The sequence below is a fragment of the Phaeobacter sp. CECT 5382 genome, assembly GCF_001457775.1.
Classification (GTDB): domain Bacteria; phylum Pseudomonadota; class Alphaproteobacteria; order Rhodobacterales; family Rhodobacteraceae; genus Pseudophaeobacter.
Window position 1 is genome coordinate 1 of record NZ_CYSG01000007.1, and the last position, 21,577, is coordinate 21,577.

The following is a 21,577-nucleotide window of genomic DNA, read 5'->3' on the forward strand; positions in this document are numbered from 1 at the left end:
AAAGAGTAGCTTAAATCACGCCAGATCCTGTCCAAGGATTGGGGAGTAGCTCAGCCCTTCAGACGACTTGCGCTACAAAGCTAATTGGAGCCTTTGCGCGGGCAACTGGCTTCATTTGTGTGTGTGCTTGCAGCTGACAAAACACACCAACCGGAAAAGTTCTTGTCTTTTTTTTCCACTACCCTAAGGACAATCGCCGTGCCCCCGCGCGATTTGACCTTACAGACGCGTAGGAGTAGTCCTGAGACGTTCCAAGACAGCCGAACACGCGAAAGCCGAACACAGGGGGCCAGATGCAGGTCATTTTCCATTGCGGAGCACACGGTACAGAAGAAGACCGCTTGCTGAAAACCTTGCAACTCAACAAAAGCCTGCTCAAAAGCATCGGAACAGCGGTCCCGGGCCCCAAGAAATACCGCAGTCTGATCAAGGAAAGATATACCGCCCTACTAGAAGGCGCTCCAACCACCGTGGATCAGGAAAGCCTGTCGCAACTGATACTTGCAGGAACGCAGGCGGATCGGGCGGTCCTGTCAAATGCGCATTTCTTTGGGTCACAACGCCAGTCGCTGGAAAGCAATCAATTCTATCCCGAAGCTGAAACGCGTGTGCAAGCCTGGCAACAGATGTTTCCCTTTGATCAGCTTGAAATCTTCCTTGCATTGCGCAATCCTGCCGCACTTGTTCCGGACCTGTTGAAGCGGGCAAGTCCGCAGCGCAAAAAGGAAGTCCTGCACGCGCTTGACCCCTACCAGCTGCGGTGGTCCGACCTTCTGATCCGCCTGCGTCAGGCCGCACCCAATGTGCCGATTACCATCTGGTGCTTTGAGGATATGCCGATGATTTGGGATCAGATCATCCGTGACATGACCGGCATCGAGATACAGCAGGAAATTGTCGGCAGCATGAGCCTGCTCTCTGCGATCATGACCGACGAGGGCATCGACCGGCTGCAACAGTATCTCGGACAGCACCCCAATATGACCGAGATTCACAAACGCCGGGTGATTGCTGCCTTCCTCGACAAATTCGCCGATCATGAGGCGCTGGAAGAAGAAATCGACCTACCTGGTTGGACCGAAAACATGATTGAGGCCCTGACAGATCTTTATGAGGAAGATATGGAACGGGTCAATCGGATCCCCGGCGTGACGCTTATCGCCCCCTAGATCCTCCATTTCCGCCATCAATTGCCCCCGCCTCTGCAGCCTTCTCCCCTGCGGAGTGGGCATGGTCGATCTTCGATAGGGCCGTCTCGCAGGATAAAGCCCCATGGGTTCATTGGTTCATTCAGGGTGAAATCGGGTGCCCCTGTCGATCTACGGTCAGTGTTTCCACTGTCTGGTCGTCGTAAAAAACATCAATGGAGATGTTCTGGATCGACTGCAATGGATAGGCCTTGTAGGGCGGACCGTCCCCCTCCAGAATGGCGTTTGGCGCGGCTTGATCCAGATGACAGTCCGGCAAGGGCCAGTTTTGCGGTGCAGCGCCATTTATTCCGATACGAATCGCATCCAAGCCGCAGCGCCAAGACCACAGGTGCGTCACATAGAGCAGGTCTTGTCCCTGGTATTCGCGCACCGACACCCAATTGGCACGTGTCGCAGCAAGGATCGGCTTGACCTCGCCCGCAGTTGTAAACGGGCCTGCTGCCGCCTGATCCGAAGGCGCAAAGACCCCCGCGCCAAGTGCCATCACTGAAAACATGCGAAACATTACTACCTCCAAACTGATACCAAACATTACTACCTCCAAACTGATACCAAGATGACGCTGCGCCGTAACAGTGTCACCGCAGTGCCGCGAAATCTCAAAGATTAACTTTTGTGCCCGGGTCGCAGTGATTATAGCTGATGAGACCCCAAAGCCCCAACCGCTCATGAGAGGCGGAAGACAGGAAAAACGATGGCACAGCAGTCTTTCAATGTCATGATCATCGGCCAGGCGGGCCGCCTGCAATATGAGGCACTGCTTTTCGCCGCCTCGTTGCGTCACAGTTCACCGAATTTTTCGGGTCGGGTGTTTGTCGCCGTGCCTCAGCCTGGCCCGCTGTGGGACAAAGACCCCAGCATCCGCAGCGCCCCGGTGCTCGAGGTGCTGCAGCGGCTGGACGTCGAGATCCTGCCTTTTGAAAGCAAGATCTTTGGCTCCAAGTATCCCTATGGCAACAAGATCGAGGCACTACAGGCCCTGCCCGAGGGCGAGCCTTTTGTGTTTTTTGACAGTGACACGCTGATCACTGGCGATCTTGAAGCGGTGCCATTTGATTTCTCCCGCCCCTCGGCCTCGTTGCGGCGCGAAGGAACCTGGCCCAAGCCGACGCTGTATGGGCCAGGCTATACGGAAATCTGGCGTGCGCTCTATGAACGCTTTGGCCTGGATATGGACGCCACTTTGGATCTGAGCCAGCCGGATGAGTTTTGGAAACGCTATCTCTATTTCAATGCCGGGTTCTTTTATGGCGCCTGTCCGCGCGCGTTTGGTAAACGGTTTGCCGTCTATGCTCAGTCCATTCTGAAAGACCCGCCGCCAGAACTGATCGGCCAGTCATTGGACCCCTGGCTGGATCAGGTCGCCCTGCCGCTGGTGATTCATTCCTTTGGGGGCGGGCGTGACGCCCTGCCGACCGGCTATCTTGATGGTGAGACCAGCTGCCACTATCGCCTTTTTCCGCTGCTCTACGCTCGTGAAAGCAATGCCGTTGTGGACCTGTTGCAACAGGTGGCCGCACCCAACTGGATCAAAAAGGTCCTGAAGGCCTATGACCCGATCAAACGTCTGGTCTACCAGGGCCGCGGAGAACGGGTGCGCGCTCTGTTCGACCAGAACCACCTGCCCCGGCGCGAGCAGGCTATTCGAAACCGCATCAAATCCGAAGGCTTGTGGGAACGTTAACCCTTTCACAACCGTTTAGACAAAACCCGCCGGGATGATTTCCTTTGAAACTGGGCTTTGGCGACGCGGACGTTCCGAATTTGATCCCTCGCGTTGTACCACAGGACAAGCTGTCCTACACATTTGGCAACAGAGTTTTCAAAGGGAGATAATGACATGAGTGATGCACCTGCCTACGGTTTTGACACCCTGCAGATCCACGCTGGCGCCAAGCCTGATCCGGCGACCGGCGCCCGCCAGACGCCGATCTATCAGACGACCGGCTATGTGTTTCGCGATGCAGATCACGCCGCAGCCCTGTTCAATCTACAGGAAGTCGGCTTTATCTATTCGCGCCTGACCAACCCCACCGTTGCCGTGCTGCAGGAACGCCTTGCCACGCTCGAAGGTGGTGTTGGCGCGGTGTGCTGTTCATCCGGCCATGCGGCGCAGATCATGGCGCTGTTCCCGCTGATGGCTCCGGGTTGCAACATCGTAGCCTCAACCCGCCTTTATGGTGGCACCGTCACCCAGTTCAGCCAGACCATCAAACGTTTCGGCTGGTCAGCGACATTTGTCGACACAGACGATCTGGATGCCGTGGCTGCAGCCATCGATGAAAACACCCGTGCGGTATTTTGTGAATCCATCGCCAATCCCGGTGGCTATGTGACTGACGTACGTGCATTGGCCAATGTTACCGATGCGGCCGGCATTCCGCTGATTGTCGACAACACCACCGCCACACCCTATCTGTGCAATCCGATCGCACAGGGCGCGACCCTGGTGGTGCATTCGACCACCAAATACCTCACTGGCAATGGTACGGTCACGGGCGGTGCAGTGATCGACAGCGGCAAGTTTGACTGGTCCGCCAATGACAAATTCCCATCGCTGTCGGCACCCGAGCCTGCCTATCATGGGTTGAAGTTTCACGAGACCTTTGGCGCACTGGCCTATACGTTCCATGGCATTGCTATCGGGCTGCGTGATCTGGGTATGACTATGAACCCACAGGCGGCGCACTACACTCTGATGGGCGTTGAAACCCTGTCGCTGCGCATGCAGCGCCACTGCGAAAACGCCATCGCCGTTGCCAGCTGGCTGGAGCAGGATGACCGGGTTGACTACGTGACCTACGCCGGGCTTGAATCCTCGCCTTATTACGCTCGCGGCCAGGAGTGCTATCCCAAAGGGACTGGCGGCCTGTTCACCTTTGCAGTGAAAGGCGGCTATGATTCCTGCGTCAAACTGGTGGATTCACTGGAAATCTTCAGCCATGTGGCCAACCTTGGCGACACCCGCTCGCTGATCATCCACTCCGCCTCGACCACCCACCGTCAGCTGACCGCCGAGCAGCAAGAAGCCGCAGGCGCAGGTGCCAATGTGGTGCGAATCTCCATCGGCATCGAAGATCCGGCGGATCTGATCCGGGATCTGGATCAAGCCCTGGCCAAAGCCTGCGGCTGATCTCTTTCAAGCGAACAAAAAGGCCGGGGAATTGCCCGGCCTTTTTACGTTTTCGGCTATTATCCAGCCCTGTTGTCAGGCCTCTATTCGGCTTCGGGCACCAAAAGGTCAAAAACCATCTGCACCGAATGGGAGTAGTTCAGCTCCCCTGCCTCGATCGGCATGGCGGAACTGCGCGCCATTTCCATCGCCATCATCGGGCGCCCACCGCCCTGATCGTGGTCGCTGATCATGCGCACCGGCCCCAGTACCATCTGCGCGGCCTTCGCCAATTGGCGTGCTTTGCGAATGCCATCCGCCACGGCCGCATTGCGCATCTGATCTTTCACCTCCTCCAGATCAGCGACGCCAAAGCTCAGCCCCTGAAACTGATTGGCCCCGGCCTCCAACACCAGGTCTAGAACCGGCCCCAACTGATCCAGATTCCGCACCTTCAGCGCCAGATTATTAGACGCAGAAAACCCGGTAATTTTATGCGCCGTGCCCGAAACCAGAGACCCGGTTTTCGACCAGATCGGCTGCAACGAGACCTGCCGTGTCTGTAAGTCTGCGGGATCAATCCCCGCCCCGCGAAGCGCTGCAACAACAGCAGACATTTCCTTTGAAACTGCGGCCATAGCGGCATCAGCCTCGCTTGCTTCTTTTGTCACACCCAGGGTGATAACCGCCTGATCCGGTGCGACTGCGAGTTGCCCCTCGCCGGTCACGGTAATCTGGCGCAGGTCTTCCCCAGCGGCAGCCAATCCGCCCATTGTACAAGCTGCCAAAACAGCGGCGAACAAAACATTCTTTGTTTTCATAACTCAGGCTCCAATCCTTTGCCCCAAGATGGGGATGGCAGATCGCCGCTGACAAGGGGAAACCCTGCTCTTTTCCTTTCACTCGGCGAAGTCCTGCTTTATGGTCTGCACAGACGACTTGAATGGACTCCTCGCGGTCCGGGCACTTAAGATTTGGATGGTTTGACCGCAACATGAAACCGGGGTTTGCTCTTTCTCTTTCCTCAGAGGGTATCGTTCTGCTGCACCGCGCTGCCGGTGGCTGGCGCAATGTTGGGCTGGTGCCACTGGACAGCCCTGATCTGCCGACCGCACTGTCGGATCTGCGAACCCGCGGCGATGCGATTGAACAATCAGGCTGCTGCAAGCTGATCATCCCGAATGAGCAGATCCGCTATCTGACCATTGAAACCGGCACCCATGACAGCATTACCCGCCGCGAGATGGCACGCACGGCGCTGGAAGGGGCAACCCCCTACCCGGTGGATGATCTCGCATTTGACCTCTCTGAAGACGGTACACAGACCCATATTGCTGCGGTGGCGCTGGAAACCCTGGCCGAAGCCGAGAGCTTTGCGCTCGAAAATGGCTTCACGCCGGCATCTTTTGTGGCCGTTCCTGGTGAGATGAATTTTCTGGGGGAGCCGTTTTTTGGCCCTGCCCCATCCTTTGGAGGTGAGCCGGTCGACACAGACGGAATTGCCGTTGTGGATATCGGCCCTGCTGCAAAGCCTTCAACAGAGCCGGCTGCGAAACCACAGGGTAAGTCTTCTTCCAAGGGTAAGAAATCGGTCAAATCGGATGCCGCGTTGAAAAACGCGCCAGTCAATGGGCCAGGCAACGCACCAGGCAAGCGAGTCAAACAGACAACAGCCGAACTGAACATCCCCAAAGCCCTTGAGAACCGCCCTTCTGCCGGGCTCAACACCCCGGCAAAGGATTCTCCAGTTCAGCCAAACGTCCAGACGGGCCTGACGAAATCCGCTCCTGGCAGTGGCTCTTTGGAAGAATCTGGGCGTTCGGATGAAGACAATGGTCCGGTCCCCGGATTCAGCAGCAGACGCCGCAAAACCACTGACACGGGCCCGATCAAACTCCGTGCTCCGTCTCTGGGCAATACCGAAAACAGTGCCACTGCCGGAGCAACACCCGCGCTCGCCGGAGCCAGCCGCACCCCGCCCCCAGCGCCCGCGCAGGCTGGCAAGTCGGCTGAAGCTACGGCGGCACCAACAGGTATGTCGACGCCACCAGACAAGTCCCCATCTGGCAAAGCTTCACTTAACACATTGGCGTCTGGCCCGTCGTTAAAGTCTGGCCCATCCGAACAGCCCACGGCGACAACAGCCGTCATGACCTCTGCTACTCACGGAAAAGTACCGGCCGCTCCGAAGAGTTCTGCCGTGACGTCAACGGCAGCGGTTGCTGATCAGCCAAGTTTGGCCATCGCCAAGGCCGAACCCACCAGTGCGGCCGACAGCGACGCCAGAAAATCCGTTGAGACCCTGACGCAGGTATCGCAAACATCTTCGAACATGAGCCAGACCGGAGGCAAGCCGCGCCATTTGGGCCTGATACTAACAGTGGTGCTGTTGCTGGCCATGGCAGCCGTTGCCGCCTTTGCGCTTTTAACCGAGGGGGAAATCTTTGGGTCTTCTTCCGAAGAGGGACAGCGACAGCGTCCTCCGGTTGTTGAAGAAACGCCCGAACGCACCCCACCACCAGAAGTTAAGCCAGAGGATTCGACAGCTTCGCCTGAGGTGACGCCTGAAGCTGAGGTCGAGGAACCGCCCGCAGCAATCGCGCCCCAGGTCAGTGCCATCCCCAGTCAACCAGATCCGGGCGTTGTCGACTTGGTTGAGCCAACCTCCCCTGCGGCCAGCCAGCAAGCCAACCTAGGAACAGAAGTTGACGCAAGCACGGATCAGTCCGTGCTTGATGCGTTAGACGGTCAGCCAATTCAAGATCCCGAGCCCCAGAGTGATGGAACCACCGAGGGTTCCATTGGGAGCGAGCCCGCCTCAGAACAGGCCGATCAGAACCTTGAACAGGCTGCACTTTATGCTGCCACCGGCATTTGGCACACGGTCCCTCAGATTGCCGAAGCCCCGGCATTGATCAGCTTGGATGACATCTATATCGCCTCCATTGACAACAGCAGTCTTTCACAAGATGCCGTCGCCCTGCCGCCCGCCACGGGGCTGGTCACCGATGGTGCACCGAATTCCGTCAGCTCTCCGGCGGCTGTGGGCAGCGCTTTTGCCTTGGACAGCCGTGGCTTGGTTATTGCCACCCCGGAAGGCACCCTGAACCCGGACGGGGTGATGGTTTATCTTGGGCGCCCACAGAAGACACCTCCCGCCACACCTGAGCGCGCCGATCCAACCCTAGCCGAAGCAGAAGCCGAACTGGCCCGTCAGCAAGCCCGCCTGGCGGCTCTGGCCAGCAAACGCCCGCGCCCGCGCCCCACCGATCTGGTCGAACAGGCCGAACGTGCTTTATTGGGCGGCTTGAGCCGGGAAGAACTGGCAAGCGTGCGCCCCCGCGCCCGCCCGGCCGGGCTGAAGACCGAAGAACAGGAAAACCAACCAGTCAGCGATCTTGCTATTGTCAGTTCGGTCTCCCCCAGAGGGCGGCCTGCCAATTTCGCCAACCTCGTGGACCGGGCTAAACGTCGGCAAGCAGCTGCCCCCGCAGCCACAGCTGCGGCAGTGCCGACAATTGCGCCTCGAACAGTGACGCCCAGCCTGCCCAGCTCTGCTTCCGTGGCACGACAGGCCACCGTGAACAACGCGATCAATCTGCGGCGTCTCAATCTGATCGGCGTCTCTGGCCCCCCTGCTGACAGGCGCGCGCTCGTACGCCTGCCAAGTGGGCGCTACAAGACAGTCAAGGTCGGAGACCGCATTGACGGCGGCACGGTCGTGGCGATTGGCGACAGCCAGCTTCGCTATCAGAAGCGCGGTAATAACACGACGCTGGAGATGCCCGGCGGCTAAGCCCCGCAGGCAAGTCCGGCAAAAGCCCCACATAATTCCCTCTGACAATGCCCTTGTAGGCAATGCCTCAACCCATTGGCAGACCTGCTGCAGGTCCGGGCCGGGACGCCGACCCGGATCAAGCAGCAATTTGCCCGCTTTAGAAAGCGCAACAGGCAGAGCAAGAACCGAACAAAAAAGACCGAGTGCACGAGGCACCCGGTCTTTTGTCGTTTTACCGGAAACACAGCCGCCCGTTTGAGGCAGGTTATTCAGCCGCTTCGATTTCGCCGTTGTCGATCTGCTCCTGCTCGATGGATTCGAACAGCGCCTTGAAGTTGCCCTCGCCGAAACCATCGTCGCCCTTGCGCTGGATGAACTCGAAGAAAATCGGGCCGATCACCGTCTTGGAGAAAATCTGCAGCAGGATCTTGGTCTCACCACCATCCACGACGCCTTCGCCATCGATCAGGATGCCGTGTTTCTTCATCCGGTCAAGCGGCTCTTCGTGGCCAACGACGCGGTCCTTGCTGAGATCATAGTAGGCCGCCGGGGGGGGCGGCATAAACCGGATGCCGCGTTCGGAAATCTCATCGGTGGCGCTATAGATGTCTTCGCTGCCGACGGCGATATGCTGGATGCCTTCGCCTTTGTATTTCTTCAGATAAGCAACGATCTGGCCGGTTTCACCACGATCTTCGTTGATCGGGATACGGATGCGGCCACAGGGAGAGGTCAGCGCCCGGCTCAAAAGCCCGGTGAACTTGCCCTCGATATCAAAGAATCGAATCTCCTTAAAGTTGAACAAATCTCCATAGAAATGAAACCATTTGTCCATATTGCCCTTGTAGACGTTATGGGTCAGGTGATCGAGGTAGTAAAACCCAACGCCGCGCGGCTTGGACTGTTTGGTCCATTCGAATTCTTCGTTGTAAGGCGAGGTCTCATAATACTGGTCAATAAAGTAGATCAGCGAGCCACCAATGCCCTTGATCGCGGGCACATCCATGGTTTTATCCGCGCCTTCATAGGCTTCTGCCCCTTTTGAAACCGCATGGTCAAAAGCCTTTTGCGCATCAACGACCCGCCAGCCCATGGATGGTGCACAGGGACCATGTTCGGCGACAAATTTGTCAGCGAAACTGCCTTTTTCAGCATTGAGGATATAGGTGATATCACCCTGTTGCCAGAGCTCGATCCCTGGCTTGGTCTTGTGATGGCCGACCTGCTCGTAGCCCATCTTGGTAAAAAGATCGCGCAGTTCTTGCGGTTCGGGGCTGGCGAATTCAACAAATTCAAAGCCGTCGGTGCCGGCGGGGTTTTCTTCGCTGATGACGGATTTCGGGGCGTTGTGCGGGAATGGACCCATGGTGGTCTCCTCCAAATTGCGCGTGCTGCGATGTTGGTATCTGTTCCCGACCAGAATAACGCAAACCAGATGCTTGTTTTGCGCGTTTCTTAGCGTATATCGGATCTCATATGCGCATTTTTATCACTTTTCTAGACAATTAGGAGAATACCACGCAAATGCTAGACTCTGCCGACACCAAACTCCTTGCTGCGCTGCAAAAGAATGCACACCTCACGGCGCAGGAATTGGGCGAGATATTGAACCTGTCACCAAGCCAGGCTGGCAGGCGGCGCCAACGGCTTGAAACCGAAGGGTACATACAGGCCTATTGCGCCCGCCTGGATCCGGCTAAGCTGGGCCTTACAGTGCAGGGCTTTGTTCATGTCAACCTTGGCAGCCATGGCCCGGAGCAATCCAAAAGCTTCAGTACTCTGGTCAGTACCCGCCCCGAAATTACCTCGGCCTGGACCATGACCGGCGAAGCAGACTACCTTTTGCGGGTCTATTGTCGCGACTTGCAGGCGTTGAATCAGCTCATTCATGAAATCCTGCTGCCACACCCGGCAGTTGCACGGGTCCAAAGCCAGATCGTCATGGCGCAATTAAAACGCGACGCCCCCCTGCCGACTTAACAATAAAGGAAGGTTTCACCGTTAGAGGTCGAGGTCGCATGATATAGAAGTGGAACGCTCCATTGTCCTTTGTAGACCGTCGCCTAGAAACCCGCCCCTCAAACGGCGAAGCGCCTTTTGCCTTGCATGAGGTTTTCTTTTCACGCACCGATGATCGAGGGGTTATTCAGGCAGGCAATTATGTTTTCAAACGGGTTGCCAACTATGAATGGGACGAATTGATTGGCGCTCCACACAAAGTTATACGTCATCCGGATATGCCAAAAGGCGTCTTTCAGTTGTTCTGGGATACACTGAAGGCCGGTGACAGCATTGGCGCCTATGTCAAAAACAAGGCCAAAGACGGGCTGTATTATTGGGTCTTTGCTGTAGTCATCCCCTGCAAGGGCGGCTTTTTGTCAGCGCGCATCCGTCCCAGCAGCAAACTCTTTGAGGAAGTGAAGCTGGCCTATAGCCAGATGCTTCAGGCCGAGAACAACGCAGGTCTGGACCCGGAAGAAAGCAGTGAACAGCTGCTGCAATGGATCCGTGAAAAGGGTTTTGAGAACTATCATCAGTTCGCCACCCACGCCCTGAGCGAAGAGCTTTTGTCGCGGGACGTCAATTTGGAAAAACCCAAAGACCCCAAGATCACCGACCTGCGCAAGATGCTGTCAAACGCCGAAACTCTGGTGACCGAAACCCAGGGGCTGGTGAAGGATTTTGATGCCATGCACACCATCCCGCATAACCTGCGGGTGATCGCCTCCAGGATCGAACCTTCGGGTGGGCCTGTCACGGTCTTGTCGCAAAATTATGGCGCCATGTCGCGTGAAATGTCAGACTGGTTTGCCGCTCATGTGATGGGGGAAAACAGCAATTTCAACACGATCAAACTGGCGGTCACCAACAGCCTTTTTGTCGAAGGCATGGCGCGCATCCTCAATGAATGTGACGCTCAGCTCAAGACAGAGCGGCGTGGCCTTGGTAAAATCGACATGGAGAGCGAACGTCAAATTCTGAGCGACCTGGTCAAGAACGAAACCGATCGGGCCCACAAAGGCGTCGAAGAAGTAGATCACGAAGCCGAACGCATTATGCGGGCCTGCCAGGTAATGCATCGCCAGTTTCTCGGGCTCAGCTCAACACGGGTTCTGTGCAAAATCGAAAGCGCGCGCCTGCCTGAATCCGGAGAAACCCTGTCTGACATCATTGATCAGCTTGGCGTTTTCCAGGAACGGATTTCGCGACGTCTGGACAACATCACCAAGCTCAGCAACGAGATTAGGATGATGGAACACTAGTCTTTCAATCGGGTGGCGCAGGATCTCTAGGCGCCACCCGTTTTCCTCTCCGGTCTCCCCCTGTGTGGAGATTTGGCGAGCTGTCAAAGTAGTCAGTAAACCAGTTACATAAAAAGAGGAGAATTCCCTTGTCTTTTGTCGAACGTCGACGGGAATCCCGCCCAACAAGTGGTGAAGCCCCCTTTGGGCTGCATGAAGTTTTCTTTTCACGTACGGATGACCGCGGGGTCATTCTTGCTAGCAACTACGTTTTCAAACGCGTTGCCCATTTCGAATTCGACGAACTGATCGGTGCGCCTCATAAGATCATCCGCCATCCAGACATGCCGAAAGGCGTCTTTCAGCTCCTCTGGGACACGCTTAAACGTGGCGAGAGCATGGGTGCCTATGTGAAGAATAGGGCCAAGGACGGGCTCTACTACTGGGTCTTTGCGGTGATCATTCCCTGTCCGGGCGGGTTTCTGTCAGCCCGTATCCGCCCCAGCAGCGCTTTGTTCGAAGAGGTCAAACTGGCCTATGACGAGCTGCTGCAAGCGGAGCAAGAGGGCAATGTCAGCCCGGAAGAAAGCGCCAAGACGCTTTTAAAATGGATTCAGGACAAGGGTTTTACAACCTACAATCAGTTTGCCACCCATGCGCTCAGTGAAGAACTGATAGCGCGGGACATTGGCCTGGAACGCCCGCAAGACCCCAAGATCGCAGAGCTGCGACGAATGCTGTCAAATGCACAAACTCTGGTCGAGGCGACCCAGGGCTTGGTTCAGGACTTTGAGGCCATGCACACCATCCCGCATAATCTGCGGGTGATCGCCTCCAGGATCGAACCTTCGGGTGGGCCTGTCACGGTCTTGTCGCAAAACTATGGGGCCATGTCACGGGACATGTCCGACTGGTTCGCGACCCATGTGATGGGTGAAAAGAGCAATTTCAAAACCATCGAACCGGCCGTAAACAACTCTCTGTTTGTCGAAGGTATGGCTCGTATCCTCAATGAATGCGACGCACAGCTAAAGGCGGAACGGCGCGGTCTTGGTAAGATCAACATGGAAAACGAACGTGCGATCCTCAGCGATCTGGTCAAAGAGGAAAGCGAACGCGCCCGCAGTGGTGTTGAGGAAGTCGAACGCGAAGCAGAACGCATCATGCATGCATGCCAGGTGATGCACAGGCAGTTCCTCGGCCTAAGCTCGACACGGGTTCTTTGCAAAATCGAAAGCGCACGTTTGCCGGAAACCGGGGAAACGCTTTCTGACATCATCGACCAGCTCGGTGTTTTTCAGGAGCGCATTTCACGGCGTCTCGACAATATCACCAAGCTCAGCAGTGAAATACGAATGATGGAACACTAGCGCCAACTCCTGATCGAAATGCGCAGGCTGCCTGAGTGGCGGCCAACGCCTTGTTTCATGTTCCTGCTTTCCACTGACTTTTAGCCGATCCACGCATATTGAAGCTAAAACCGTTGCCAAGCTTTCTGCTGCTTGCGATACAAAATCCATGGACGCATTTCTCTATCAAGCCACAATCTACCTTGCCGCCGCAGTTATCGCGGTTCCTCTTGCCGCGCGGCTCGGGCTTGGGTCGGTTTTAGGCTATCTGGCAGCCGGCATAATTATTGGCCCGATCCTGGGACTGGTCGGGGCCGAGACCGAAGACTTGCAGCATTTTGCCGAATTCGGCGTAGTGATGATGCTCTTTCTCATCGGGCTGGAACTTGACCCGCGCGCGCTCTGGGCGATGCGACACAAGCTCGTCGGATTGGGTGGTTTGCAGGTCCTGCTCAGCACCCTTGCGCTGATGGTTGCTGCCACTGCCGCAGGCGAGACCTGGCAGGTCAGTCTTGCCGTCGGCTTGGCGCTTTCGCTATCTTCCACGGCGATCGTGCTGCAAACCCTATCGGAAAAGGGACTGATGCAGACACGGGGCGGGCGCGCGTCATTTTCGGTGTTGCTGACCCAGGATATCGCGGTCATCCCCATTCTGGCCTTCCTGCCACTGCTGGCCATGAGCGGCGTTCCCCAAATCAGCACCGATGGGTCTATTTCGCGCAGCGAGGCTTCAAACCACGCCAGTGACGGCCATGAGGCCCTGTCGCTGGTGGCAGGGCTACCCGGCTGGGCCGTCACCCTCACTACCATCGCAATGATTGCCATCATCATTCTCGCTGGCATCTACCTTACCCGGCCCTTGTTTCGCTTTATCCACGCGACCAATCTGCGTGAGATGTACACGGCTCTCGCCCTGTTGATCGTCGTCGGGATTTCATTTCTGATGACCCTGGTTGGCCTGTCCCCGGCCCTTGGCGCCTTTCTGGCCGGGGTGGTTTTGGCCAACTCCGAATTCCGCCACGAGCTGGAAAGCGATCTCACCCCCTTCAAAGGGCTGCTTCTGGGGCTGTTTTTCATCACCGTCGGGGCGGGCATCAACTACCGACTATTCCTCGCCAGCCCCGGCGATTTCATCGGCCTTGCATTGCTGGTCATTGTCACCAAAGGGGTGATCCTGTTCTTTGTTGGTCGCGCCTTTGGGCTGCGCCGCCGCAATCACTGGCTGTTTACTCTCAGCCTGGCGCAGGCTGGTGAATTCGGCTTTGTCCTGCTGGCCTTTTCAAAGCAACAAAACGTCATTCCAGCCGCCTTGGCTGAAAAGCTGCTGTTGGTGATTGCCTTGTCGATGCTGATCACCCCGCTGCTTTTTATCATCTACGATCTGTTGTCGCACCGTATGGGCGAGACCCGTGTGGAACATGAGCCCGACGAAATTGATGAACAGGGCCCGGTGATCATTGCAGGCATCGGTCGTTTCGGGCAGATCGTTAACCGGCTGGTCCGGGCCAGTGGCTACAAGACCATTCTACTGGACAATGATATGCAGGCCGTCCAGCTGATGCGGCGCTTCGGGGTCAAAAGTTTTCTGGGAGATCCGACCCGCCCTGAATTGCTGAAGGCCGCTGGCATTGCCAAGGCACAGGTGCTGGTGGTGGCGCTGGACGACCCGGAAAACACCGTAAAAATGGTCACCTATGTCCGCCGAACCTACCCTGACCTTCACATCATCGCCCGTGCCTATGATCGCAACCATGTATTTGAACTCTACAAGGCTGGTGCCGATGATATCGTGCGGGAAATGTTCGACAGCTCATTGCGCGCCGGGCGCTATGTTTTGGAAAAAATCGGCCTCAGCGAATATGAAGCGGCCCAGGCAGAGCAAACCTTCTACGCCCATGACCGACTGACAGTTCGCGAACTCGCAGCCCTTTGGGTGCCGGGTGTGCCCGCCAGTGAGAATGAGGCCTATATCGAAAAGGCCCGCGCATTGGAAAAAGACCTGGAAACCGCACTGCAGGAGCTGGCCGAGAAAAAAGATCATAAATCCAACTAGGTCAGAGCCCCTTGCAACGATGCCCAAATGCAAACGCCCCGGAAAAAATCCGAGGCGTTCTGAAATTCTATCGGGAGCGCAAACCTTAGCCGTCTGACACACCTGCCTCGGCAAATGTCGCCATTCCGCTGTGGCAGGCTATCGCCCCCTTAAGCACCTGAATGGCCAGTGCCGCGCCGGAGCCCTCGCCAAGGCGCAGCCCCAGTGACAGCAAAGGCTCTTTTCCCAGCGCTTTCAAAACAGCTGCATGCGCGCTTTCGGCGCTCTGATGCCCGGCAATGGCGTGATCCAGCGACGTGGAGGATGTGCGTTGCAGGCAGGCTGCGGCCGCACAACAGATAAAGCCATCCAGAATAACCGGGATATGCAGCACGCGCGCGGCGGCAATGGCCCCCGCCATGGCCGCTATCTCGCGGCCACCAAGCCGCTGCAATGCATCCAGCCCATCCGCAATCGCAGGACCATGCAGAGCCACGCCTTCCGCCACAACGCGAGACTTGTTTGCCAGCCCGGCATCATCTACCCCGGTGCCGCGCCCGGTCCAATCCGCCGCCGCGCCGCCATACAGTGCATGCGCAAGCGCTGCGGCAGGTGTTGTGTTGCCAATGCCCATCTCGCCCACGACCAGCAGATCCGCGGTGGGGTCGACCGCACTCCAGCCCGCTTCCAGTGCGGCCAGAAGCTCGATCTCGCTCATGGCCGGGGCCTGGGTGAAATCCTTGACCGGCGTCTCCAGATCCAGCGCATGAACATCCATGCGGGCACCTGCCAACTTGGCCAGCTGGTTGATCGCCGCGCCGCCGTGTTCAAAATTGATCACCATCTGCGCTGTGACCTCAGCCGGAAAGGCAGACACGCCCTGGGCAGTGACACCATGATTGCCGGCAAAAACGATCACCTGTGGGCTTTGCACCTCTGGCCGGTCGGTTTTGCGCCAGCCACCATACCAGATCGCAAGGTCCTCAAGACGTCCCAACGCGCCGGGCGGTTTGGTCAGCTGGCCATTGCGCGCCGCCGCCGCATCAACAGCGGTCTGATCGGCTGCACTGGCCTTGGACAGCTGGGTACGGAAATCATCAAGGGAAGTCAGGGGTGGCAGCATGTAAAGCCTCGTTGCATCTGAGTGAAGGACGCGCGTAAATCGGATTTCATCCTGTTTAGCGGCTCATCGCCGCTTCGCAAGTCCTGCAAGAGGCCCGCCCATGCGTAAAAACGACATATTTTTGCTGGATATTCCTCTGGCACTGGTTTTGCTGACCCGCCTGCCCCTGCCCCGACTGCCACAGGCAGCCTTTACCCGTCAGGCTGCAGCGGTCTGGGCTTTTCCTGTCGCCGGTCTGGTCGTAACCACCATCGCCTGTCTGGTGGCAATGGCCTGTCTCGCCCTTGGCCTGTCGGCCCCGATTGTGGCCGGGATTTTGCTGACCGTGCAAGTATTGTTGACCGGAGCCATGCACGAAGACGGTCTGGCCGATTGCGCCGATGGCTTCTGGGGTGGGTTTACGCCTGACCGTCGGCTCGAGATCATGAAGGACAGCCAAATCGGCACATATGGAGTTCTAGCACTGCTGATCTCGCTTGGTTTGCGCTGGCAAGCCATAGCGGTTGTGCTGGATCTCGGTGCCATGTGGTCGCTTCTGGCACTGGCGATGCTCAGTCGGGCCGCCATGCCCTTTGTCATGCTGTGGTTGCCCAATGCCCGCCAATCCGGTTTGTCACAAAGCGTCGGTCGACCCAGTGCCCCGACAGTTTGGGTAGGCCTTGTCTTGGCATTCGGACTGTCATTGCCTGTTCTTGGCACCGCAAGCCTGTTGCTGTCCCTGATCATGGCCCTGGCTGCCTTGGCCTGGGCCGTGGTGGCAAAAGTGAAGATCGGAGGGCAAACCGGGGATGTTCTGGGGGGCTGTCAGCAGATCTGTGAATTAGCCGGGTTGCTGGCTCTGCTGCCACTGCTGCCACTGCTGGCCTAGACCTCACTGCCGACAAAAAGGCCCGCACCAATCGGTACGGGCCCTTAAATTTTTCACCAAAGTATCCACTGCCCCATCCCGTCATTTCCTGCCATGAACACGGCAGGCAAACAGGGTTGGAGAAACAGGCAAGCCCTATGGTCAGGCGGCGACGCGAGAGGTCAAAACCTCGTCCACCTGTTTGGCCGCAAGGATTTCATCCCCACCAGCCACAGCTGCCACTTCTCGGGTCAGGCGCTCCAGTGCTGCTTCATACAGTTGACGCTCCGAATAGCTCTGCTCGCGCTGATCATCGGTGCGGTGCAGGTCGCGGACCACTTCGGCGATCGCGATCAAATCACCTGAATTGATCTTCTGTTCATATTCCTGGGCACGACGCGACCACATGGCGCGCTTGACCTTGGCCTTGCCTTTCAGCGTTTTCATCGCCTGATTGATCACATCAGGCGAGCTGAGCGAGCGCATGCCCACTTCGACGGCCTTGTTGGTTGGCACCCGCAGGGTCATCTTGTCCTTTTCAAAGGTGATCACGAAAAGCTCCAGCGCAAAGCCGGCGACTTCCTGCTCCTCGACAGAAATGATCTGGCCAACCCCATGGGCCGGATAAACCACAAATTCGTCAGGGCGGAATGCGAGCTTCTTCGATTTTGTCATATAGGTCTTTCCTTACTCTGAGGTCGAGGCAGCCAGCCGGGCTGCAGCTTCGACGCAAGAACGGCAACGCTATCGCTCCCGAGGCGCATTACACGCTTCGCGAGGTCAATCGTCGCCGTGGGTCAATTTCCGAAGCCGCCCAAAACACACCATGAAGAGGGCCGCCGAGGTTTCACAATCATATACATCTAACGAAAGAGTATATCACAAAAACGCCCCCCCCGAAAGTCGAGGAAGGCGATGATCTGTCGCTTTCATGAGGGTAATACCAGGATCTAGTTGTTTTCCAGCCAGAAAATCCCGAAAAAGCAGGGCAATTTGACACAAACCAGCCTACTCAGTCTGGGGTTAGCCGCCCTCTCCGGGAGCTTCAGAGAAGTATTTCTCCATCTTGCCTTCTTCGCCATCACGTTCTTCGGCGTCAGGCATGGGATCCTTTTTCGAAACGATAACGGGCCACATTTCGGAATATTTGCGATTGAACTCGACCCATTTGTCCATATCCGGCTCTGTATCCGGGCGGATCGCGTCGGCCGGGCACTCCGGTTCACAAACACCGCAATCGATGCATTCATCCGGATGAATCACCAGGGTATTTTCACCCTCGTAGAAACAATCGACCGGGCATACCTCTACACAATCGGTGTATTTGCAGGCGATGCAGTTATCCGTAACGACATAGGTCATGTGGGCTCAGTCCCGTTTGCTGTTTGCCACTAGCTAATTCAGAGCGGCGTCTTCTTCAAGACGTCAAGTTGGGCCCCTCTCACGGGAAAGGTCAAGCGCTCTGCGAGTCTTCTTGTCCGGGCGCCCTTTTCCCTCAAATCGGGGATTGGCCGGAACCACGTCCTGTTTCGGCGTCTTATCAAGGTACAGCGCCTGAGCTTCCGGAGCGGGACCACGCCGTGTTCCAATGCCCCGCACCTCGACCACGCGATTCTGTCTGCCCTGCGGAAAGCTCAGAACATCACCAGTGGTGACGCTCTGAGCTGATTTTGAAATCTTGGCCCCATTGAGGCGCAGATGTCCGGCGCTGACCTGTTTGGCGGCCAGGCTGCGGGTCTTAAAAAACCGTGCATACCATAGCCACTTGTCGATCCGGATCTTCTCCGCTGTTGGGTCCCTCACCGGATCCATGACAGGTCAGTCGCCCTGCTTCAGCCCCATAAGAGCTGCGGCAAAGGGATTGTCAGGATCGATCTGCTTTTCCTTTTTCGGCGGACGTGCCGAATAGGTTTTGCCACCCTGCTGTCCCGGACGCTCGCCGCGTTTGCCACCAGGCTTGCCGCCACCAGAGCGGCCACCAGGTTTGCCGCCGGAACGGCCCTGGCCACCCTTGGCGCCACGTGGTTTTCCATCGCCACGCGCCTGATCGTCACCAGCATCCTGAGCCTGACCTTGGTTCTGGCCATTGCCCCGGCGCTGTCCACGATTGCCACCGGCCTGACGGGCACGGCCACCCCAGGCAAAGGTGTAAAACACCTCCATCTCGGCGGGGGCCTCTTCGGCCGCTTCAGAAGCGACTTCGGGCTTTGCGATCTCGGCGTCGGCCTGGACCTCAGCGGATGCGTCAGCATTGCCTTCGGCGACAGGTGCCTCCTCAACTGCAACTGGTGCTTCGGCAGTGTCTGCATCAGCACTTTCTGCGACAGGCACTTCGACAGCGGCCTGTTCGGCCTCTGCTGGTGTCTCCGCAGCCTCCGCCGTGCTTTCAGCCGCCGGATCCGCCGCTGGTGCCGCATCTTTTGGCGCATCGGCCGCGGCTTTCACCTTGGCACGTTCACTTTTTTCGGCGCGGTAACCGAGGCCCTGCATCAGATCAGCGAATTGTTCCAGCGTCATGCCGGTGATCGACAACATATCTGCCTTGGCTTCAAAACCACCACGACTGTCTTCGGAGCGCAGCATATCGGCCAGACGTTCCAGCATGTCGATACGGATCATCCGCTCACCCGCTTCGCGGTAGCCGGACATGGTATCATAGCCCTGCGGCGCACCCTTGGCGGCTGGCACTGTGACCAGGCCGGGAGGCGGCGCTTCGGGGAATTCCTGCAAACCATTGGCCAGCGACCAAAGCACCAGACGCAGACGCGTCGGCGCCGGTTTCAGCAAGAGTGGCATAAAGATCGTGAACTGACCAAAGCGGATACCGTGCTTGCGCAACGCGCCACGGGCGTCCTGATCTAGGTCCTTCACTTCCTGCATCACCGAATGGCGCTGCAAAAGACCCAAGCCTTCGACCATGCGGAAGGCGAAGCCCCGCGCGAGACCGGTCAGCTCTTCGTCTTTCTGTAGGTTGATCAGCGGCTCGAACAGAGCCTGAACCTTGCGCGAGATAAAATGCTGCAGTCGGCGTTCCACCTTTTGCGCAACATCTGCCCCGGCAGCGTCATCGACAAAGACCTCGACCTGTGGAGCCAGCGGATCGGCCCCGGCCACAAGTTTGCCAACGGCAGCATCGCCCCACATCAGGCCACCCTGCTCGGTGAAATCGATTTCGGTATCGGGCGCATTGTAAAACCGGTCTGCGCGCAGATGGAATTGCGGCGCCAACGCTTGCAGCGAGGCAGACTTCAATGTCTTTGCCTCTGCCCCTTGTGCGCTTTTGTCCGGGGTAAACCGGAACCCGTCCAACCGTCCGACAAATTCGCCCTCGACGGTTACTTCACCCTTGTCATTCACTTCGGCCAAAAGGGCCTCCTTCTGTTTGAGCCGGCGCAGAAGCACGGATGTGCGCCGGTCCACAAATCTTTGAGTCAACCGCTCGTGCAGCGCGTCTGACAACCTGTCTTCTACAGCGCGAGTCACGCCACGCCAATGGCTTTCGTCACGCAGCCAGTTTTTCCGTTGTGAGACATAGGTCCAAGTCCGGATAAAGGCCAGCCGTTTGGAAAGTGTATCAATATCACCATCGGTGCGATCAATACGTTTGATCTGACGCGCCAGCCAGTCATCCGGAACCACGCCGCCGCCATGCAAATACTCGAATATATTGCCTATCAGCGACGCATGCTCCCCATGCGAGATGCCGCGAAAATCAGGAATGCGGCACACATCCCACAGCAGGCGCACAGATTGCGCATTTGTGGTGCGCGATATTATGCCGCTATCGCGCGACAGAAATTTCAACGCACTCAGATCATCAGCTTCGCGGGCCCGCATCAACACCTCGTTTTCGGGGTTTGATTCGAGCGACCGGATCAGCGCCTCGACCGTGCCGAACTGAAGCTCCGACGAACGCCAGTTGAGCTTTTTCAACGGTGCAAAGCGATGTTCCATGATTGCCTCGGCGACCTCATCGTCCAGCGGAAGAGCGTCCCCTGTGACACCAAAGCTGCCATGGCTCATGCCGCGCCCGGCGCGACCGGCGATCTGCGCCAGCTCGTTCGGGGCCAAGGGGCGCATGCGCCGCCCGTCGAACTTGGAGGTGGCCGAAAAGGCGACATGATCAATATCAAGGTTCAGCCCCATCCCGATGGCATCAGTGGCGACCAGATAGTCGACCTCGCCGTTTTGATAGAGCGCCACCTGGGCGTTGCGGGTGCGCGGGCTGAGTGCGCCCATGACGACAGCCGCACCGCCCTTTTGGCGTTTCAGCAGCTCGGCGATGGCATAGACATTATCTACCGAAAAGCCGACGATTGCAGTGCGGGGTGGCATCCGGCTGATTTTTTTCGACCCGCCATAGACCAATTCAGACATACGTTCGCGGCGCAGGAATTCCACCTCTGGCACCAGCGCTCTGATGGGGCCACGCATGGTGTCAGCGCCTAGAAAAAGTGTTTCATTAGTGCCGCGTGATTTCAGTAACCGTTCGGTAAAAACATGACCACGTTCCGGATCAGCACAGAGCTGGATCTCATCAATGGCCAGAAAGTCACAGCCCATTCCGGGCGGCATCGCCTCGACGGTGCAGATCCAGTATTTCGCCCGCGGCGGCACGATACGTTCTTCGCCGGTGACCAGCGCGACAACTGAAGGTCCGCGAATGGCAACGATTTTGTCATAGACCTCACGCGCCAAAAGGCGCAGCGGAAAGCCCATGATGCCGGTGCGATAACCCAGCATGCGTTCGATTGCGTAGTGAGTCTTACCGGTATTGGTCGGACCGAGAACGGCTACCACCCGAGATGCGCCTGCCATCTATTCAGCCCTTGTTTTATCTCTGACCCTAGACGTCGTTTATGACAAAAAAGAGTTCAGCGCGG

The 21,577-nt window shown here is 57.3% G+C and carries 17 protein-coding genes; 9 read left to right on the plus strand and 8 right to left on the minus strand.

The features are described from left to right. The first annotated feature begins 293 nt into the window (after positions 1–293). Positions 294–1,169, plus strand: a complete 876-nt coding sequence (locus PH5382_RS09045; protein WP_058334060.1) for a hypothetical protein — start codon at positions 294–296, stop codon at positions 1,167–1,169. A gap of 121 nt (positions 1,170–1,290) precedes the next feature. Here the strand turns inward: PH5382_RS09045 and PH5382_RS09050 are convergent, their stop codons facing one another. Next, a complete protein-coding gene (locus PH5382_RS09050) occupies positions 1,291–1,743 on the minus strand; it encodes a hypothetical protein (protein ID WP_231751835.1) in 453 nt (150 codons plus the stop codon). Positions 1,744–1,905: 162 nt separating this feature from the next. Between PH5382_RS09050 and PH5382_RS09055 the strand changes: the two genes are divergently transcribed. Together PH5382_RS09055 and PH5382_RS09060 are read left to right on the plus strand one after the other, a co-directional pair. Continuing rightward, positions 1,906–2,895 (plus strand): hypothetical protein, encoded by a 990-nt coding sequence (locus PH5382_RS09055; protein ID WP_058334061.1) that lies wholly within the window; start codon positions 1,906–1,908, stop codon positions 2,893–2,895. Positions 2,896–3,051: 156 nt separating this feature from the next. Further along, positions 3,052–4,344 carry an O-acetylhomoserine aminocarboxypropyltransferase/cysteine synthase family protein gene (locus PH5382_RS09060; RefSeq protein WP_058334062.1) on the plus strand — a complete coding sequence of 431 codons (1,293 nt, stop codon included), beginning with the start codon at positions 3,052–3,054 and terminating at the stop codon, positions 4,342–4,344. An 83-nt stretch (positions 4,345–4,427) separates the two neighbouring features. Here PH5382_RS09060 and PH5382_RS09065 read toward each other — a convergent pair whose 3' ends face one another. Further along, entirely contained in the window at positions 4,428–5,144 is a 717-nt protein-coding gene (locus tag PH5382_RS09065) for an SIMPL domain-containing protein (RefSeq protein ID WP_058334063.1), read from the minus strand. A gap of 173 nt (positions 5,145–5,317) precedes the next feature. On the opposite strand from PH5382_RS09065, the gene PH5382_RS09070 reads away from it, so the two are divergent. Next, the gene (locus tag PH5382_RS09070) at positions 5,318–8,119 is read left to right on the plus strand and encodes a hypothetical protein (RefSeq protein WP_058334064.1); all 2,802 of its coding nucleotides are present in this window, start codon (positions 5,318–5,320) and stop codon (positions 8,117–8,119) included. A 247-nt stretch (positions 8,120–8,366) separates the two neighbouring features. Here PH5382_RS09070 and hppD read toward each other — a convergent pair whose 3' ends face one another. Then, positions 8,367–9,467: a 4-hydroxyphenylpyruvate dioxygenase gene (gene hppD, locus PH5382_RS09075; RefSeq protein ID WP_058334065.1), complete on the minus strand. Its 1,101-nt coding sequence runs from the start codon at positions 9,465–9,467 to the stop codon at positions 8,367–8,369. Positions 9,468–9,625: 158 nt separating this feature from the next. Here hppD and PH5382_RS09080 point away from each other — a divergent pair, with 158 nt between their 5' ends. From PH5382_RS09080 to PH5382_RS09095, 4 genes are all read left to right on the plus strand, one after another. Next, positions 9,626–10,081 (plus strand): Lrp/AsnC family transcriptional regulator, encoded by a 456-nt coding sequence (locus tag PH5382_RS09080; RefSeq protein WP_058334066.1) that lies wholly within the window; start codon positions 9,626–9,628, stop codon positions 10,079–10,081. 62 nt (positions 10,082–10,143) lie between these two features. Beyond that, on the plus strand, positions 10,144–11,364 hold the full coding sequence (locus PH5382_RS09085) for a PAS domain-containing protein (protein ID WP_058334067.1): 1,221 nt from the start codon (positions 10,144–10,146) through the stop codon (positions 11,362–11,364). 128 nt (positions 11,365–11,492) lie between these two features. Next, on the plus strand, positions 11,493–12,713 hold the full coding sequence (locus PH5382_RS09090) for a PAS domain-containing protein (RefSeq protein WP_058334068.1): 1,221 nt from the start codon (positions 11,493–11,495) through the stop codon (positions 12,711–12,713). 148 nt (positions 12,714–12,861) lie between these two features. After that, positions 12,862–14,745, plus strand: a complete 1,884-nt coding sequence (locus PH5382_RS09095; RefSeq protein WP_058334069.1) for a monovalent cation:proton antiporter-2 (CPA2) family protein — start codon at positions 12,862–12,864, stop codon at positions 14,743–14,745. Between the two features lie 85 nt (positions 14,746–14,830). Here the strand turns inward: PH5382_RS09095 and cobT are convergent, their stop codons facing one another. Beyond that, entirely contained in the window at positions 14,831–15,847 is a 1,017-nt protein-coding gene (gene cobT / locus PH5382_RS09100; protein WP_058334070.1) for a nicotinate-nucleotide--dimethylbenzimidazole phosphoribosyltransferase, read from the minus strand. A gap of 100 nt (positions 15,848–15,947) precedes the next feature. Here cobT and PH5382_RS09105 point away from each other — a divergent pair, with 100 nt between their 5' ends. After that, a complete protein-coding gene (locus PH5382_RS09105; protein ID WP_058334071.1) occupies positions 15,948–16,715 on the plus strand; it encodes an adenosylcobinamide-GDP ribazoletransferase in 768 nt (255 codons plus the stop codon). 141 nt (positions 16,716–16,856) lie between these two features. On the opposite strand, the gene PH5382_RS09110 is transcribed toward PH5382_RS09105, so the two are convergent. From PH5382_RS09110 to PH5382_RS09125, 4 genes are all read right to left on the minus strand, one after another. Beyond that, positions 16,857–17,369, minus strand: a complete 513-nt coding sequence (locus PH5382_RS09110; protein ID WP_058334072.1) for a CarD family transcriptional regulator — start codon at positions 17,367–17,369, stop codon at positions 16,857–16,859. A gap of 348 nt (positions 17,370–17,717) precedes the next feature. Next, complete coding sequence (fdxA, locus tag PH5382_RS09115; protein ID WP_058334073.1) at positions 17,718–18,056, minus strand: ferredoxin FdxA; 339 nt, start codon at positions 18,054–18,056, stop codon at positions 17,718–17,720. A 63-nt stretch (positions 18,057–18,119) separates the two neighbouring features. Beyond that, complete coding sequence (locus tag PH5382_RS09120) at positions 18,120–18,506, minus strand: RNA-binding S4 domain-containing protein (protein WP_058334074.1); 387 nt, start codon at positions 18,504–18,506, stop codon at positions 18,120–18,122. A gap of 6 nt (positions 18,507–18,512) precedes the next feature. Further along, positions 18,513–21,512: a helicase-related protein gene (locus PH5382_RS09125; protein WP_058334075.1), complete on the minus strand. Its 3,000-nt coding sequence runs from the start codon at positions 21,510–21,512 to the stop codon at positions 18,513–18,515. Positions 21,513–21,577 lie beyond the last annotated feature (65 nt).

Coding starts and splice junctions, on each gene's coding strand:
- hppD (WP_058334065.1), bottom strand. CDS start 9,467: ATGGGTCCATTCCCGCACAACGCCCCGAAATCCGTCATCAGCGAAGAA.
- PH5382_RS09095 (WP_058334069.1), top strand. CDS start 12,862: ATGGACGCATTTCTCTATCAAGCCACAATCTACCTTGCCGCCGCAGTT.
- PH5382_RS09065 (WP_058334063.1), bottom strand. CDS start 5,144: ATGAAAACAAAGAATGTTTTGTTCGCCGCTGTTTTGGCAGCTTGTACA.
- PH5382_RS09055 (WP_058334061.1), top strand. CDS start 1,906: ATGGCACAGCAGTCTTTCAATGTCATGATCATCGGCCAGGCGGGCCGC.
- fdxA (WP_058334073.1), bottom strand. CDS start 18,056: ATGACCTATGTCGTTACGGATAACTGCATCGCCTGCAAATACACCGAT.
- PH5382_RS09045 (WP_058334060.1), top strand. CDS start 294: ATGCAGGTCATTTTCCATTGCGGAGCACACGGTACAGAAGAAGACCGC.
- PH5382_RS09050 (WP_231751835.1), bottom strand. CDS start 1,743: ATGTTTGGTATCAGTTTGGAGGTAGTAATGTTTCGCATGTTTTCAGTG.
- PH5382_RS09105 (WP_058334071.1), top strand. CDS start 15,948: ATGCGTAAAAACGACATATTTTTGCTGGATATTCCTCTGGCACTGGTT.
- PH5382_RS09125 (WP_058334075.1), bottom strand. CDS start 21,512: ATGGCAGGCGCATCTCGGGTGGTAGCCGTTCTCGGTCCGACCAATACC.
- PH5382_RS09110 (WP_058334072.1), bottom strand. CDS start 17,369: ATGACAAAATCGAAGAAGCTCGCATTCCGCCCTGACGAATTTGTGGTT.
- cobT (WP_058334070.1), bottom strand. CDS start 15,847: ATGCTGCCACCCCTGACTTCCCTTGATGATTTCCGTACCCAGCTGTCC.
- PH5382_RS09060 (WP_058334062.1), top strand. CDS start 3,052: ATGAGTGATGCACCTGCCTACGGTTTTGACACCCTGCAGATCCACGCT.
- PH5382_RS09070 (WP_058334064.1), top strand. CDS start 5,318: ATGAAACCGGGGTTTGCTCTTTCTCTTTCCTCAGAGGGTATCGTTCTG.
- PH5382_RS09080 (WP_058334066.1), top strand. CDS start 9,626: ATGCTAGACTCTGCCGACACCAAACTCCTTGCTGCGCTGCAAAAGAAT.
- PH5382_RS09120 (WP_058334074.1), bottom strand. CDS start 18,506: ATGGATCCGGTGAGGGACCCAACAGCGGAGAAGATCCGGATCGACAAG.